Raw genomic sequence first — 15,032 nt, 5'->3', positions numbered from 1 at the left:
TCGGATTTAGGCAGCGCCGGGCACTTGCGCTACATTTTATTGGCAATCGTTTTCGTTTCAGATAAGCGTTTCAGGAGTACCCGCGTGACCAGAAGCTTTGCAAAAGGATTCGCCGTGTTCGCCGCGGGACTGGCCACCGTGGCCACCCTGACCGCCTGCGGATCCTCGAAAAATGATTCCGGGGTGACCGTCGTCGCCTCCACCAATGTCTGGGGCGATATCGCCAAGACCGTCGCCGGACCCGACGCCAAGGTCGAATCCCTGATCAGCGATCCGGCCGCCGACCCGCACTCGTACGAGGTCACCGCCGTGCAGGCCGCGCAGATCAGCGATGCCGACCTCATCGTCTACAACGGCGGCGGCTACGACGAATTCATCGACAAGGCCATCTCCGGCAAGAACAAGCGCACCGTGAACGCCGTCGACATCGCGGGCGAGGACTCGCACGGTGCGGCCGCACCCGCCAAGGAGACCGCGGGCCACGATCACGAGCACGGCAACGAACACGTCTTCTACGACGTGCACGCCGCGGGCCATGTCGCCGAGCACATCGCCGACAGCCTGGGCCAGATCGATCCCGCGCACAAGCAGGACTACGCCGATCGCGCCGCCGCCTTCACCGCGAAACTGACCGGGATCGAAGCCATTACGGCCAAGATCGCCGCCGAGCACCCGAATCAGCCCGTGGTGCAGACCGAGCCGCTCGCCTACTACATGCTGCTCGCCGCCAAGGCCGACGACCGCACCCCGCACTCCTTCCAGGAAGCCATCGAACAGGGCACCGACCCCTCCCCCGCCGATGTGGCGGCGGTCCGGGACCTGCTGTCCGGCAAGAAGGTTCGCGCCCTGGTCTACAACATCCAGACCGAGGACAAGACCACCAAGGATATGCGCGCCACCGCGCAATCCGCGGGCATCACCGTCGTCGAGGTGACCGAAACCCTGCCGCAGGGCCTGGACTACATCGGCTGGATGACCCGCAACGCCCAATCCCTGTCCACCGCACTGTCCTAGATCCGGAATCATGCCCGCCGCCAAAGCATTACCCCTGGGAACCCCGGCCGCAGCCAGCGGCCGAGTCACCCAGCAAACCCCCGCCGCGCATCCCGCGCCCGGGGGTTCTCCCACCTCCGCAGCCGGGAGCGCCACCATGAAAACCGAACCCGCCTTCGAAACCCTCGGCACCGCACCGGGATCCGACTGCCTGATCCCGGGCGCGCACGCCGGTGACGGCACCGCCCCGGAACCGCGCGTGAGCGCCGTCCCCACCGCCGCACCCGTGCCCGCGGTGCGACTGACGAACGCGCGGCTGGCGTACGGCGCGCGAACCCTGTGGCAGGGACTGGATCTGGAGGTCGCGCCCGGCGAATTCATCGCGGTGCTGGGCCCCAACGGCTCGGGCAAGACCTCACTGCTGAAAATGCTGCTGGGCCAGGTGGCGCTCTCCGACGGCACCGCCGAGATCGCGGGATCGCCCGCCCGGCTGGGCAATTCGGATATCGGCTACATCCCGCAGCAGAAGACCATGGACGCCGGGGTACAGCTGCGCGGGGTCGACCTGGTCGGCCTCGGGGTCGACGGCCACCGCTGGGGCCTCGGCTTCCGCGGCCGCAAGGAACGCAAACGCAAAGTGGCACAGGCGATCGCGGACGTCGGCGCGGAGAAGTACGCCTACGCGCCGATCGACGCGCTCTCGGGCGGCGAACAGCAGCGACTACGCGTGGCACAGGCCCTCGCGGGCGATCCGAGCGTGCTGCTCTGCGACGAACCGCTGCTGTCCCTGGACCTGGCCAACCAGCGCCTGGTCTCCGAACTCATCGACAAGCGCCGCCGCACCCACGACACCGCGGTCCTGTTCGTCACCCACGAGATCAATCCCATTCTCCCCCTGGTGGATCGAGTCCTCTACCTGGTCGACGGCAAATTCCGGATCGGCACCCCGGACGAGGTGATGACCTCCGAGGTCCTGTCCGAGCTCTACCGCACCCAGGTGGATGTGCTGCGCGTCCGCGGCCGCCTCGTGGTGGTCGGCACCGGTGACGTCATGGACGCCCTCGGTGAAGCGGGCGGCCACTGCCACGGCAGCGACGACAAGCACGGCAAGACGGACGGGGTATCCGCATGATCGACAAACTCTCCGGCGTCTTCTCGAAGATGTTCGACTTCTCCACCACCGCACACCTGCTCGGCTACGACTTCGTGCAGCAGGCGGTGCTCGCGGCCGCACTGCTCGGACTGCTCGCGGGAGCCATCGGGCCGCTGATCATCAGCCGTCAGATGTCGTTCGCCGTGCACGGGACGAGCGAGCTGTCGCTCACCGGTGCGGCGGCGGCGCTGCTCGCCGGTGTCGGCGTGGGATTCGGCGCGATCGCCGGATCCGTGGTCGCGGCCGTACTGTTCGGCGTGCTGGGTTCGCGTGCCCGCGAACGGGATTCGGTCATCGCCGTGGTGCTGTCCTTCGGGCTCGGTCTGTCGGTGCTGTTCCTGTGGCTCGGCCCGGAGCGCGCGGGATCCAAGTTCTCACTGCTCACCGGACAGGTGGTGAGCGTCGGCTACAACGGGCTCACGCTGCTGGCGACCTGCACGGTCGGCGTGCTGATCGTGCTCTCGGCGGTCTACCGGCCGCTGCTGTTCGCCAGCTCCGATCCGGAAGTGGCGGTGGCGCGCGGGGTTCCGGTGCGGGCGCTGTCCATCGTGTTCGCCGTGCTGCTCGGCATCACCGCCGCCTTCGGCGTGCAGATCGTCGGCGCACTGCTGGTGCTGGCCCTGCTCATCACCCCGGCGGCGGCCGCCGCGCAGATCACCGCGAGCCCGGTGCGCGCCACCATCCTCGCGATCGTGTTCGCGGAAACCGCGGCGGTGGGCGGCATCCTGCTGTCCCTCGCGCCCGGCGTCCCGGTGTCCACCTTCGTCACCACGATCTCGTTCACCATCTACCTGGTGTGCCGAATCATCGGCTCCCGCACCAGAACTCGCCGCCGCGAACTCGTAGCCGCCTGATTCCGGGCACCCATTCCCGATCTGCCACATGAGGGGTGGCAGATCGTGCCGTGCCGCGACCATTTCCGGACGACGTCCCCTCGTCCCGTCCGGAAATGGTCGCGCACGTTCTCGTCCGGCTACGCGGCTCCGCCTTCGCCCGCCAGCGCGAACAGGCCGTCGGCGGTCTGCTCGATGAGGCCGTCGATGAGCAGGGAATCCAGGGCGCGGTCGCGCTGGCCGATATCGCGAGTCCAGGCCATATCCAGGCGGATTCGCTCCACGGGGCCGGTCGCGGCGCGCAGTACGTCCAGCAGGCGGCCGCGCGCTTGGCGGTCGGTGCCCTCGAATTTCTGTGTGCGCCGGACGATATCGGAGGCGGGGCGGCCCGCGGTGACCCACGCGCAGGTGGGGAGCGGGCAGCGGGAACAGTCCGGGGTGCGGGCCGTGCACACGGTCGCGCCCAATTCCATGAGAGCGGCGGAGAATACGGCCGCGCGCGGTACGGAGGCGGGCAGCAGGGCTTCGGTCTCGCGCAGATCGCGGCTGGCCGGATTGCCCGCATCGGCGCGGCCGTGCACGGCGCGAGCCACGACGCGCCGAACATTGGTGTCCACCACGGGAACTCGCTGACCGTAGGCGAAGCAGGCGATGGCGCGCGCGGTGTAATCACCGATACCGGGCAGGCTCAGCAGTACATCGACATCCGTCGGCACCTCATCGCCGTACTGCTCCGCGAGCACCCGCGAGCACTCGTGCAGGCGCAGCGCCCGGCGCGGGTAGCCGAGTTTTCCCCAGGCGCGCAACACATCTCCCTGCGGTGCGGCGGCCATGGCGGAGGGCACCGGCCAGCGCGCCACCCATTCGCGCCAGATGGGTTCGACGCGCACGACCGGGGTCTGCTGCAGCATGATCTCGCTCATCAAGATCTGCCAGGCCGTCACCTCGGGCCGCCGCCACGGCAGGTCCCGGGCGGTCTCCTCGTACCAGTCGATGAGGGTGTCGCTGTCTATCGTCATTCGTTCCCTTACCCCCGGCTCACCAGCTGAGCGGTCGACCGGTCGGTTGCTAGTTGCCGGACCGTAACGTTCCGGACTCGCCGGTAACCGCTTCCGTATGGAAAATGAGACACATGCCGCATAACAACCCGATCAGTGCCTGGAAGGCCCTCCGCGAAGGCAATGAACGCTTCGTCGACGGTACGTTGCAGCATCCTAGCCAGGGGGCGGCGGACCGGGCCAGACTCGTCGGCGGCCAGCAGCCCGGCGCGATCCTGTTCGGTTGCGGCGACTCCCGCGTGGCCGCCGAGATCATCTTCGATCAGGGCCTCGGCGATCTGTTCGTCGTGCGCACCGCCGGTCACGTGGTGGACTCCTCGGTGCTCGGCTCCATCGAATACGGCGTGGAAGTACTGAAGGTTCCGCTCATCGTGGTGCTCGGCCACGACAGCTGCGGAGCGGTGCGCGCCACCATCGACGCCCTGGACCACGGCAATGTGCCCGGCGGCTTCATTCGCAGTGTGGTCGAACGCGTCACGCCGTCCATTCTGATCGGTCGTCGCGAAGGACTCGAATCGGTCGATGAGCTGGAGGCCAGGCATGTCGAGGAGACCGCCCGCCTGCTCATGCAGCGCTCGATGATCATCTCCCAGCGCGTGGCCACCGGAGAGTGCGCCATCGCCTGCGTCACCTACAACCTCGAAGAAGGCCAGATCAAACTGCATCGCGTGATCGGCAATATCGGCGAGGTGGTCTGAGCTGGTCGCCTGCCCGGGGCGGCGAAATGTACCTGCCCCGTAGGCTCTTTCACCTCCGACACGCCGAGACCCTGGCGCGGACACACCCGACGGTGCCCTTACCGTTGACAGCGTGCTGGAACCGAATGGACCACTGCCGCCGGAAATCTACTGGCGCCGTCGCCTGGTCGCCATAGGCGCGATCGCGATCGCGCTGCTACTGGTGCTCTGGGTGGGTTTCGCGCTATTGCGCGGTGGCAGCGGCGATGAGAAGAAAGCCGACGCCAAAGCCCCCACCTCCGCTCCCGGCGCGACCAACAAGGCCGCCGGGAGCAGCTCGGGTGCGGCCGATCCGAGTTCTGCCAAACCGTCCGCGGCTCCGGTCAGCGGCAGCGCCGCGCCGGTCGCCGGCGCCGGACAGTGCTCGGATCAGTCGCTGGCCGTGAAAGTCAATGTCGGACAACCCACCTACAAGACCGGTGAGCAGCCGGTGTTCGGCATCGTCATCACCAATATCTCGAGCACGGCGTGCGAGCGCGATATGGGCTCGGGCCTGCAATTGGTTTCGGTGCAATCGCTGGACGGTCAGCGCCGCCTGTGGGCCAGCACCGACTGCTATCCGGACGGCACCCCCGATATGCGCACCCTGATGCCCGGCCAGCAGGCGGCTTTCACCGTCACCTGGTCCGGGGCCAGTTCCCAGCCCGGCTGCGCCGGGGATCGCGTCCCGGTGCCCTCGGGGCCGTACACCGTTGTGGCCCAACTGGGTTCGGTGCGCAGCTCACCGGAGCCGTTCAATATTGCCTGACAGCCGACGCAATATCGCCTGACAGCCAGCGTTTTTCAGCACGAAGGCCGGACCTCGGAAGAGGTCCGGCCTTCGCTGTTGAAGCGGAACGGGATTCGGGTCAGTCCTCGTCGCTGCCCGCCTTGGCCTTGCGGCGCGGATGCCGCAGCCCGCAGGCGGCAAGTGCCGCACTGAGATCCGCGACCTCGTGCACCTTGATGGTGCGCCCCGCACGATCCACACCGGTCGGTACGAGAGCTTCGGTGAAGCCGAGCCGCTCCGCCTCCGCGAGTCGGCGCGTCACCCCCGTCACCTGCCGCACCTCCCCCGCCAGCCCGACCTCGCCGAGCACCACCATGCCCGGCCGCAACGCCTTGTCCTGACTGGCGCTCGCAATGGCAAGCGCGACAGCCAGATCCGCTGCGGGCTCGGTGAGCCGCATACCGCCTACGGTGGCCGCGTAGACATCCTGCTTGCCCACATAGACCCCGCAGCGGCTCTGCAGGACAGCCAGGACCATGGAAACGCGGTTGTAGTCCAGCCCGCTCACCGCACGGCGCGGCGCGGGCACCTGGGTGTCGACCGTTAGGCCCTGCACCTCGCCGAGCATCGGCCGCTTCCCGTCCATGGCGACGGTGACCGCGGTACCCGGCACCGCAGACCCACGGTGATGCAGGAACAGCCCGGAAGGATCGTCCACACAGACGATTCCGGCCTCGCGCATCTCGAAGCAGCCGACCTCGTCGGTACTGCCGAAGCGGTTCTTGATGCCCCGCACCATGCGCAGCGTCGAATGCTTGTCCCCCTCGAACTGCAGCACCACGTCCACCAGATGCTCGAGCGTGCGCGGACCCGCCACCGAACCGTCCTTGGTGACGTGACCGACCAGCAGCACCGCGATACCGGTCGCCTTGGCCAGCGAGGTGAGCGCGGCCGTCACCGAGCGCACCTGGGTGACGCCGCCGATCACCCCGTCCACATCCGCGGCCAGCATGGTCTGCACCGAGTCGACCACCAGCAGCGACGGCCGCACCTGCTCGACATGCCCCAGAATCGTGGCCAGATCGGATTCGGCCGCCAGGTACACCTTTTCGTGCACCGCGCCCGTCCGGTCCGCGCGCAGGCGCACCTGACCCGCCGATTCCTCGGCCGTCACGTACAGCGCGATCTCATCGCGCGCCCGCGCCCACCGATGCGCCACCTCGAGCAACAGCGTCGACTTGCCGACCCCGGGCTCACCGGACAGCAGCACCACCGACCCGGGCACGATCCCGCCGCCGAGCACCCGATCCAATTCCGACACACCGGTGGTGCGCGCGAATGTGGTCTTGGAATCGATACTCGAAATGGGCGTGGCCGCCGTACTCGGCAACATGGCCCGCCGCCCCGGCGCGACCGACGCCGCGGAAGCCGCCACCTCCTCGACCGTCCCCCAGGCTTCGCACGCCGGGCAGCGCCCCACCCATTTGGCGAGCTCATTCGCGCAATCAGCGCACCGATACACGGTTTTCACCTTGGCCACGCGCGCAGCCTAATAACCGCCCCCGACAGAAACCCGCGCCACGCGGAGTCCATTCGAGCCGAGGGAAAGCGGCGCGAGTCCATTCCCATCGTGGGGAAGAAAGCGACGCGAATCCGTTCCGCATCGACACGCCCGGCGAACATCGGCTCGGATATTTTCCGGACCCGAATACGACCGCACCCGCTCCGGAATTCCGAAGCGGGTGCGGTTCAAGCGAATTCGAGTCGAAACTCAGTGCCCGGACTTGGTCTCGGTGTTCACCGGCTCGGGGCGCGGGTTGTTCGGGCCGGCGTCGACCGGAACGTTCACCACGACGGTGCCCGCTTCCTTGAAGATGAAGGTGACCGGGTAGGTCAGGCCGGGGGTGACGTCCTTGGTCAGCCCGGTGACCTCGACGAGCAGCGGATGCGCGTCCGGGTCGGTGGTGGTGGCCTTGTTATCGCTCGCGGTCTCGGTGCCGTGCGAATCGTGCCCGGCTGCCGGGGCGGCTTCCTTCTTGGCGAGGTCCGCGACCAGCGTGGTCTGCGGCTTGACCTCGGCCTTGCCGCCGATCTTCACGGTGCCCAGCTCGGTGGTCACGCTGACCAGCTCGTCCTGGTTCGCCTCGCTGAGGTTGGCGGCGCTGAACGCCAGCACGGCCTTGCCACCCTTGGCGTTGTCGTATTCCTCGGTCTGCGGCAGCAGGAAGCGCACATCGCGCAGCGCGACCTTGCCGACGTTGGCGCTGTTGCCGTTGACGGCCGCGACCTGGTGGGCGGTCTGCGAGATCTGACCGGCGCCGCAACCCGTCAGCGCGAGCACCGCGCCCGCGGCGAGTGCGGCAACCGTCATGGCACGCCGGCGCGTCTTGGACGCGGTGGTGGCTTTCAGGGCAGTCACGGGTTGTTCCTCCATGTCGACCGGGCTCACTCCACTATGCAGAGTAGTAGTCCAGAAGAGTAATGCGTGTGTTCCCACGCCCCCTCGAGGGGGCGGCTATACGGAAAGTCGCGTATGCGGAGAGCGGTCGCGCATTCGCCTTCCAACACAACTGAGCGGTATCCCGTTATGCCACAACAAGATGCACACACTTCGGCGGTTGTCAACCCCCACCGCCGGTTGGTTGTGGCTCTGACCTGCACCGTTGATCGCGCCGTTACCGAGTCGCATGTTAAACTGTGAACATCGAAAGGGGCACGGGACACATGATTTTTAAGGTCGGAGACACCGTCGTTTACCCCCACCACGGAGCGGCGCTGATCGAAGCAATCGAAACCCGCACCATCAAGGGTGTACAAAAGGAGTATCTGGTCCTGAAGGTCGCTCAAGGCGACCTGACCGTTCGGGTTCCCGCAGAGAACGCAGAGTATGTCGGCGTCCGCGACGTCGTCGGCCAGGAAGGTCTCGACAAGGTCTTCCAGGTGCTCCGCGCACCGCATACCGAAGAGCCCACCAACTGGTCTCGCCGTTACAAGGCCAACCTCGAGAAGCTCGCCTCCGGCGATGTGAACAAGGTGGCCGAGGTCGTTCGCGACCTGTGGCGTCGGGAACAGGACCGCGGCCTGTCCGCCGGTGAGAAGCGCATGCTGGCCAAGGCCCGGCAGATTCTCGTCGGTGAGCTCGCGCTCGCGGAGGGCACCGATGATGTACGTGCCGAGACCCTGCTCGACGAGGTTCTCGCCGCGGCTTCCTGATCGTGAACGCGTCACACGGTGCGAGCCGTGTCGTAGCGCTGGTCCCTGCCGCCGGTATGGGCGTGCGCCTGGGTGAGAACAAGCCCAAGGCGTTCGTTCCAGTCGGCGGCAGTCCCATGCTCGCACTCGCTGTAAGCGGCCTGATCGATTCCGGGTCCGTCGATGAAGTTGTGGTTATGGTGCCCGCCGAACTCGTCGACGAGACCCGCGCACTACTCCCGGTGTCGCATATCCCGGTGCACGTCGTCATCGGCGGCGCCGAGCGCACCGATTCCGTCCGCGCCGGGCTCGACGCCGCGCCGGACGCCGACTTCGTGCTCGTGCACGACGCGGCACGCGCCCTGACCCCGCACTCGCTCATCACCCGCGTGGTGGATGAGCTGCGCGCGGGCGCACAGGCCGTGATTCCCGCACTGCCCGTCACCGACACCATCAAGGCCGTGGACGCCACGGGCGCGGTGGTCGGGACGCCGGATCGAGCGGGCTTGCGCGCCATCCAGACTCCGCAGGGCTTCGAGGCACCGCTGTTGCGCGCGGCCTACGCCACCGGCACCCAGGCGACCGATGACGCGGGCCTGGTCGAATTGCTCGGCGCGACCGTGCGTACCGTGCCGGGCGATGCCCTGGCCTTCAAAATCACCACGCCACTGGACCTGGTCCTGGCCAATACACTGGTGGCCCAGGACGGTACGACCGGAACGCGGGAGGCGGTGACAACTCGATGATCGATCCCGCTTCCATGCGCGTGGGCATCGGCAGCGATGTGCACCCCATCGCACCCGGCCGGGACTGCTGGATGGCCGGTCTGCTGTTCGAGGGCGATAGCGGTTGCGAAGGCCATTCCGATGGTGATGTCGCAGTTCACGCACTATGCGACGCACTGCTGTCCGCCGCCGGTCTCGGCGATGTCGGCGCGGTGTTCGGCACCGGCCGCCCGGAATGGGAAGGTGTTTCCGGGGCCGCCATGCTGAAGGAAGTGCGACGGCTGTTGGATGAGGCCGGGTTCAGCATTGTCAATGCGGCTGTACAAGTAATCGGTAATCGTCCCAAGATCGGCCCGCGGCGCGCCGAGGCGCAAAAAGTGCTCGGGGAAATTCTGGGCGCACCGATTTCGGTTTCGGGCACGACCACCGACGGTTTGGGTCTGACCGGTCGCGGCGAAGGCGTGGCATCGGTCGCCACCGCGCTGCTGTGTTGTCGTTCCTGACAATCAGCAGCCGTATCCGCCGTAATTCCGCTCCATCCCAACAGCTAGGATGCTCTGTCGTGACTCTGCGCCTTTTCGACACCGAGACGCGGACCCTGCGTGAATTCACGCCGCTGGTCCCCGGCCACGCTTCGGTGTACCTGTGTGGCGCGACCGTTCAGGGCGAACCCCACATCGGACATCTGCGCAGCGGCGTCGCCTTCGACGTGCTGCGACGCTGGTTGAGCGCCAATGGTTTCGATGTCGCCTTCATTCGGAATGTCACCGATATCGACGACAAGATTCTGCACAAGGCCGCCGAACACGGCCGCCCGTGGTGGGAATGGGCCGCCACCTATGAGCGTGCCTTCGATCGCGCCTACGCCACGCTCGGCGTACTGCCGCCGTCCGCGGAGCCGCGGGCCACCGGGCACATCACCCAGATGGTCACCATGATGGAACGGCTCATCGAGCGCGGGCACGCCTACCCGTCCGAGGGCAATGTCTATTTCGACGTGGTGAGCTATCCGGACTACGGAAAACTGTCCGGGCACAAGCTCGACGATGTGCACCAGGGCGAGAGCGCCGGCACCGGTAAGAAGGATCAGCGCGACTTCACGCTGTGGAAGGCCGCCAAACCCGGTGAGCCGAGCTGGCCGTCGCCGTGGGGTCCGGGCCGACCGGGCTGGCATCTGGAATGCTCCGCCATGGCCGAGTTCTATCTCGGACCCGAATTCGATATTCATTGCGGTGGAATGGATTTGGTTTTCCCGCACCATGAGAACGAAATCGCGCAGTCGCGCGCGGCCGGGGACGGGTTCGCCCGCTACTGGCTGCACAACGGCTGGGTGACCATGGGCGGCGAGAAAATGTCCAAATCCCTCGGCAATGTGCTGTCTGTGCCGAATGTGCTGGAGCGGGTCGGGGTGCGGCCGGTGGAGCTGCGCTACTACCTCGGCAGCGTGAGCTATCGGTCCATGGTCGAGTACTCCGATAAGGCGCTCACCGAGGCCGCCGCCGCGTATCAGCGCATCGAGGCGTTCGTGCAGCGGGTCGGCGAGCGCGCCGGAGCCGTGCCGATCGGAACCTGGACCCCCGGATTCGCCGAGGCCCTCGACGACGACCTCGGGGTTCCCAAGGCGCTGGCCGAGATTCACGGTGTGGTGAACGAGGGCAACAAGGCCCTGGACGCCAATGATCTGGACGGTGCGCGCGCGTACGCCGCACAGGTGCGGGCCATGCTCGGCATCCTCGGCGTCGATCCGCTCGACGAGCACTGGGCCGCACCGGCCGATTCGTCCGCGGCCATCGCGGCCCTGGATGTGCTCATCGGCGCGGAACTGGATCGGCGGCAACAGGCCCGGGCCGATAAGGATTGGGGAGCGGCCGATGCGGTCCGCGACCGGCTCAAGGCGGCGGGCGTGGAGGTCACCGACACCCCGCGCGGACCGGAATGGGCCTTGACCAAGGAATGACGGGTCTCGACAGATATTTGGGCGCAGCCGTTCGCTGCGCCGACCGGATGCAGGTATCCCGCATGATCGACCGAGAGCGGGTTCTCCCGTGACCGGCCGACCGCGGGTTCCCCGCGTAATACGGAAGGCGAAGTAATGGCAGGCAATTCGCAGCGGCGCGGTGCGATCCGCAAGACCGGCACCAAGAAGGGGCAGGTCGTCGGCTCGGGCGGTAAGCGCCGCCGGGGACTCGAGGGCAAGGGCGCGACCCCGCCCGCCGTGGAGCGCACCAAGCATCCAGCGGCCAAGCGCGCCAAGGCCGCGGCCAAGGCGGCGACGTCGGCCAGCAATGCCCGCGCCCGCAATGCCTCGCGGCCGATCGCCGGGCGCAAGGACAATGAGGGACCCGAGCTGGTGCTCGGCCGCAACCCCGTCGTGGAGTGCCTGCGCGCCGGAGTGCCCGCCACCGCGCTGTACGTCGCCGTCGGCACCGAGAACGACGAGCGTCTCACCGAGGCGGTGAAGATCGCCGCCGATACCGGCATCACCATTCTCGAACTGCCGCGCACCGACCTGGACAAGATGAGCCACAACGCCATGCATCAGGGGCTGGCGTTGCAGGTGCCGCCGTACCGCTACGCGCATCCGGACGATCTGGTGGACCGGGTCCGCGCGTCGGGCGAACCGGCCATGCTGGTGGCGCTGGACAACATCACCGATCCGCGCAACCTGGGCGCGGTCATCCGCTCGGTCGCCGCGTTCGGCGGTCAGGGCGTGGTGATCCCGCACCGCCGCAGCGCCAGCGTCACCGCCGTCGCCTGGCGCACCAGTGCGGGCGCGGCCGCCCGGCTGCCCGTGGCGCGTGCCACCAATCTGACTCGCACACTGAAGGATTGGGCCGATCAGGGCTACCAGATCGTCGGCCTGGACGCGGGCGGCGATACCGATCTGGACGCCTTCGACGGCACCGCTCCCACGGTCATCGTCGTCGGCTCCGAGGGTAAGGGCCTGTCCCGCCTGGTCCGCGAAACCTGCGACGCCATCATCAGCATCCCCATGGCCGGACCGGTGGAATCACTGAACGCCTCCGTCGCCGCGGGCGTGGTGCTCGCCGATCTGGCCCGCCAGCGCCGCGCCTGATCCGCGAGCCGAAAACACTGCGGTAAAACATGATTCGTGAAATCCCCGGTCCGGCCAGGACCGGGGATTTCGTGTCTTCGAGGGCGTGACCGGTGAAGTGGCGCAAGGGAAGTCCGCGCGTCAGCATGCTCAGGGACGGGTGCTGAACGTAAAATCGGACGGGTGGTGATCCCTCAGCAGCCCATCGGCGCACCGACCGAGCACGAGCATGCGACGGCGGTGTTGCTATTGGGAGCGCTCAGCGTGTTCTGCTGTGGCGCACTGGGGCCGATCGCGTGGGCGCTGGGGCGGCGGGCGCTCAATGACATCGAGGCGTCCGGGGGTGCGTACGGTGGGCGCGTGCAGGTGGTCGTCGGCTATGTGCTCGGGATCATCGGGACCATTCTCATGGTCATCTTCGGCATTCTCTTCCTGCTGCTCGCCATCGGCGGAAGAGGTTGAGCCGCAAGCGGATCCGGGTCAGTCCAGGCCGGGGCGGGCCTCACCGCCGGTGACGGCGTCCCAGGCGGGCCATTCGGTGCTGACCGTGCCGGACCATTTGGGCGCGCGGCCGTTCTTCAGAGCCGCGACGCCCTCACCACCGTCGGCGCTCTTGGCGACGTAGTCGTTGAGTTCGGTTTCCAAGCGGCCCACGGCTTCCGGGCTCATGGTGGGTGCTTCCCAGAGCAGCCGCTTGGACAGCGCGACCGGCAGCGGCGCGGAACCGTGCGCGATATCGTGCGCGATCGCCAGGGCCGTCGGCAGCACCTCGGTGGCGGGCAGGCAGGAATTGGCGACACCCAGCGCACGGGCTTCGTCACCGTCGAAGGTGCGGCCGGTGAGCAGTAGGTCGGCGGCGTTCGCGCTGCCGATCAGGCGGGGCAGCGTCCAGTGCGCGTAACCGCCCGCGAGCGCGCCGCGGCGGACCTGGTTGAGCCCGTACACCGCATCGCGCGCCACGTAGCGCAGATCGCATTGCAGCGCGAGCTCCAGGCCGATGCCGACCGCATGCCCGTTCACCGCGGCGATGACGGGCTTGCGGATCCGGAACGGCGGCGGGTCGATGAGCCCGTTCACCTCACCGGCCTTGAGCGAGAGGTCCGCGCCCGCGCAGAAGGCGGGCGGGGTGCCGGTGATGACGACCGCGCCGATGGCGTCCTCGCTATCGCAGCGGCGCAGTGCCGCGCCCAGAGCCGCGGCCATGCCGGGCGTGAGCGCGTTCTGCTGAGCGGGCCGATTGAGCGTGAGCACAGCGACCCCGTCGGACACGTCCACATGCAGTTCCGAGCTCATGCCCCGGAATCCTAATGCAACCCCCGCCCGCCACGGGCCATGTCCGAGCTGCCTTTACGTGCTCAGCCGCGCAGGATCTGGCGGCCGATGGCGTACTTGTGAACTTCGGTGGGGCCGTCGTAGAGGCGGAAGGCGCGCATATCGCGGAAGATCATCTCGACCACGGTCTCATCGCTGATGCCGATGCCGCCGAGCACCTGGACGCAGCGGTCGGTGACCTTGAACAGCTCCTCCGAGACATACGACTTGGCGATGGAGCTCTCGTGCCGCGCCTTCTCGCCCTGATCCATCAGCCAGCAGGCGTGCCAGATGGTGAGGCGGCACTGATGCAGCGCGATCTCGTTGTCCGCCAACATGAATGACACACCCTGATGTTCGCCGATCGGCTTGCCGAAGGCGGTGCGGGTCTTGGCGTAGTCGATGGCGATGGACTGCGCGCGCTCGGCCGCGCCCAGCCAGCGCATGCAGTGCGTGAGCCGCGCGGGAGCCAGCCGCAGCTGGGCGTAGCGCAGCGCCTGACCGGTCTCGCCGAGCACGGATTCCCTGGGCAGCACCAGGTTCTCGAAGCGCACCACCGCGTGGCCGCCGACGTAATTGCGGTCCATCGTGTTCATGATGCGTTCGATGACGATGCCCGGGGTGTCACCGTCGCAGAGGAACAGGGTCGGCCCGGCGGGCAGGTGCGGGTTATCGGCCAGGCGCGCCATGATGATCCAGGTCTTCGCGCCGTCCGCGCCGGTGATCAGCCATTTGCGGCCGTTGATGGTGAAGTTCTCACCGTCGAAGGTGGCGGCGGTGGTGAGCTGGTTGGGGTCCGAGCCCGCGCCGTCCGGTTCGGTCATGGCGAACACCGAGCGCTGCTGTCCGTCGATGACGGGCTGCAGGAAGCGTTCGGTCTGTTCCTGATTCGCGACCTTGGAGAGCAGGAACATATTGCCCTCGTCGGGTGCGGCGCAGTTCATGGCGACGGGTCCGAGCGTCGACCAGCCCGCCGCCTCGTAGAGGACCGCCTGCTCGATATGGCTGAGTCCGCGGCCGCCGAGTTCGACGGGGGCCTGCACGGTGAGCAGTTTCTCCGCGCGCGCGAGTTCGACCAGCTCCTGGCGCAATTCGTCAGTGGGGCCGTGCGCGGTCAGGCGCGGATCGCGCTCGTACGGGACGATCTTGTCGATGACGAATTGCCGCACCCGATCGCGTTCGGCGGCGAGTTCGGCGGGAATCGTGAAGTCGATCATCGTTGGTCACCATTCATTCCGGGTTGCGTCGGAGCCGAGCATACGACGG

General features: G+C 67.6%; 16 protein-coding genes. 11 read left to right on the top strand and 5 right to left on the bottom strand.

Features of this window, described 5'->3' with window-relative positions; all coding sequences use genetic code 11:
* Positions 1-114 precede the first annotated feature (114 nt).
* The 3 genes from ACFC4D_RS05490 (at position 115) to ACFC4D_RS05480 (ending at position 3,000) form a co-directional block, all read left to right on the top strand.
* A complete protein-coding gene (locus ACFC4D_RS05490; RefSeq protein WP_376061942.1) occupies positions 115-1,014 on the top strand; it encodes a metal ABC transporter solute-binding protein, Zn/Mn family in 900 nt (299 codons plus the stop codon).
* Positions 1,015-1,150: 136 nt separating this feature from the next.
* Positions 1,151-2,125, top strand: coding sequence for a metal ABC transporter ATP-binding protein (locus tag ACFC4D_RS05485; protein ID WP_376061941.1), 975 nt, complete (start codon positions 1,151-1,153; stop codon positions 2,123-2,125).
* Complete coding sequence (locus ACFC4D_RS05480; RefSeq protein ID WP_364637695.1) at positions 2,122-3,000, top strand: metal ABC transporter permease; 879 nt, start codon at positions 2,122-2,124, stop codon at positions 2,998-3,000. The genes ACFC4D_RS05485 and ACFC4D_RS05480 overlap by 4 nt, the downstream gene beginning before the upstream one ends.
* A 119-nt stretch (positions 3,001-3,119) precedes the next feature.
* Here ACFC4D_RS05480 and ACFC4D_RS05475 read toward each other — a convergent pair whose 3' ends face one another.
* Positions 3,120-3,998 carry an A/G-specific adenine glycosylase gene (locus ACFC4D_RS05475; protein ID WP_364637693.1) on the bottom strand — a complete coding sequence of 293 codons (879 nt, stop codon included), beginning with the start codon at positions 3,996-3,998 and terminating at the stop codon, positions 3,120-3,122.
* A gap of 113 nt (positions 3,999-4,111) precedes the next feature.
* Here ACFC4D_RS05475 and ACFC4D_RS05470 point away from each other — a divergent pair, with 113 nt between their 5' ends.
* Both ACFC4D_RS05470 and ACFC4D_RS05465 read left to right on the top strand, forming a co-directional pair.
* Entirely contained in the window at positions 4,112-4,735 is a 624-nt protein-coding gene (locus ACFC4D_RS05470; RefSeq protein ID WP_364637691.1) for a carbonic anhydrase, read from the top strand.
* A gap of 112 nt (positions 4,736-4,847) precedes the next feature.
* A complete protein-coding gene (locus ACFC4D_RS05465) occupies positions 4,848-5,522 on the top strand; it encodes a hypothetical protein (protein ID WP_364637689.1) in 675 nt (224 codons plus the stop codon).
* 100 nt (positions 5,523-5,622) lie between these two features.
* On the opposite strand, the gene radA is transcribed toward ACFC4D_RS05465, so the two are convergent.
* Together radA and ACFC4D_RS05455 are read right to left on the bottom strand one after the other, a co-directional pair.
* Entirely contained in the window at positions 5,623-7,023 is a 1,401-nt protein-coding gene (gene radA, locus ACFC4D_RS05460) for a DNA repair protein RadA (RefSeq protein WP_376061940.1), read from the bottom strand.
* 231 nt (positions 7,024-7,254) lie between these two features.
* The gene (locus tag ACFC4D_RS05455; protein ID WP_376061939.1) at positions 7,255-7,902 is read right to left on the bottom strand and encodes a hypothetical protein; all 648 of its coding nucleotides are present in this window, start codon (positions 7,900-7,902) and stop codon (positions 7,255-7,257) included.
* Between the two features lie 305 nt (positions 7,903-8,207).
* On the opposite strand from ACFC4D_RS05455, the gene carD reads away from it, so the two are divergent.
* From carD to ACFC4D_RS05425, 6 genes are all read left to right on the top strand, one after another.
* Positions 8,208-8,696 carry an RNA polymerase-binding transcription factor CarD gene (gene carD, locus ACFC4D_RS05450; protein ID WP_067569016.1) on the top strand — a complete coding sequence of 163 codons (489 nt, stop codon included), beginning with the start codon at positions 8,208-8,210 and terminating at the stop codon, positions 8,694-8,696.
* Between the two features lie 2 nt (positions 8,697-8,698).
* Complete coding sequence (ispD, locus tag ACFC4D_RS05445) at positions 8,699-9,421, top strand: 2-C-methyl-D-erythritol 4-phosphate cytidylyltransferase (RefSeq protein ID WP_375962386.1); 723 nt, start codon at positions 8,699-8,701, stop codon at positions 9,419-9,421.
* A gap of 14 nt (positions 9,422-9,435) precedes the next feature.
* Positions 9,436-9,903: a 2-C-methyl-D-erythritol 2,4-cyclodiphosphate synthase gene (gene ispF / locus ACFC4D_RS05440; RefSeq protein ID WP_376062244.1), complete on the top strand. Its 468-nt coding sequence runs from the start codon at positions 9,436-9,438 to the stop codon at positions 9,901-9,903.
* Between the two features lie 59 nt (positions 9,904-9,962).
* The gene (gene cysS, locus ACFC4D_RS05435; protein ID WP_364637683.1) at positions 9,963-11,357 is read left to right on the top strand and encodes a cysteine--tRNA ligase; all 1,395 of its coding nucleotides are present in this window, start codon (positions 9,963-9,965) and stop codon (positions 11,355-11,357) included.
* A 135-nt stretch (positions 11,358-11,492) separates the two neighbouring features.
* Positions 11,493-12,476, top strand: coding sequence for a 23S rRNA (guanosine(2251)-2'-O)-methyltransferase RlmB (rlmB, locus tag ACFC4D_RS05430; RefSeq protein ID WP_376061938.1), 984 nt, complete (start codon positions 11,493-11,495; stop codon positions 12,474-12,476).
* Between the two features lie 162 nt (positions 12,477-12,638).
* Complete coding sequence (locus ACFC4D_RS05425; RefSeq protein WP_364637679.1) at positions 12,639-12,917, top strand: DUF4190 domain-containing protein; 279 nt, start codon at positions 12,639-12,641, stop codon at positions 12,915-12,917.
* An 18-nt stretch (positions 12,918-12,935) separates the two neighbouring features.
* On the opposite strand, the gene ACFC4D_RS05420 is transcribed toward ACFC4D_RS05425, so the two are convergent.
* Both ACFC4D_RS05420 and ACFC4D_RS05415 read right to left on the bottom strand, forming a co-directional pair.
* Positions 12,936-13,748: an enoyl-CoA hydratase/isomerase family protein gene (locus ACFC4D_RS05420; protein WP_364637677.1), complete on the bottom strand. Its 813-nt coding sequence runs from the start codon at positions 13,746-13,748 to the stop codon at positions 12,936-12,938.
* A gap of 62 nt (positions 13,749-13,810) precedes the next feature.
* The gene (locus ACFC4D_RS05415) at positions 13,811-14,983 is read right to left on the bottom strand and encodes an acyl-CoA dehydrogenase family protein (protein ID WP_376061937.1); all 1,173 of its coding nucleotides are present in this window, start codon (positions 14,981-14,983) and stop codon (positions 13,811-13,813) included.
* Positions 14,984-15,032 lie beyond the last annotated feature (49 nt).

The sequence above is a fragment of the Nocardia sp. NPDC056000 genome, assembly GCF_042269265.1.
Lineage (GTDB): Bacteria > Actinomycetota > Actinomycetes > Mycobacteriales > Mycobacteriaceae > Nocardia.
Note: the sequence above shows the minus strand (reverse complement) of the source record. Positions and strands in the feature narration are given on the sequence as shown.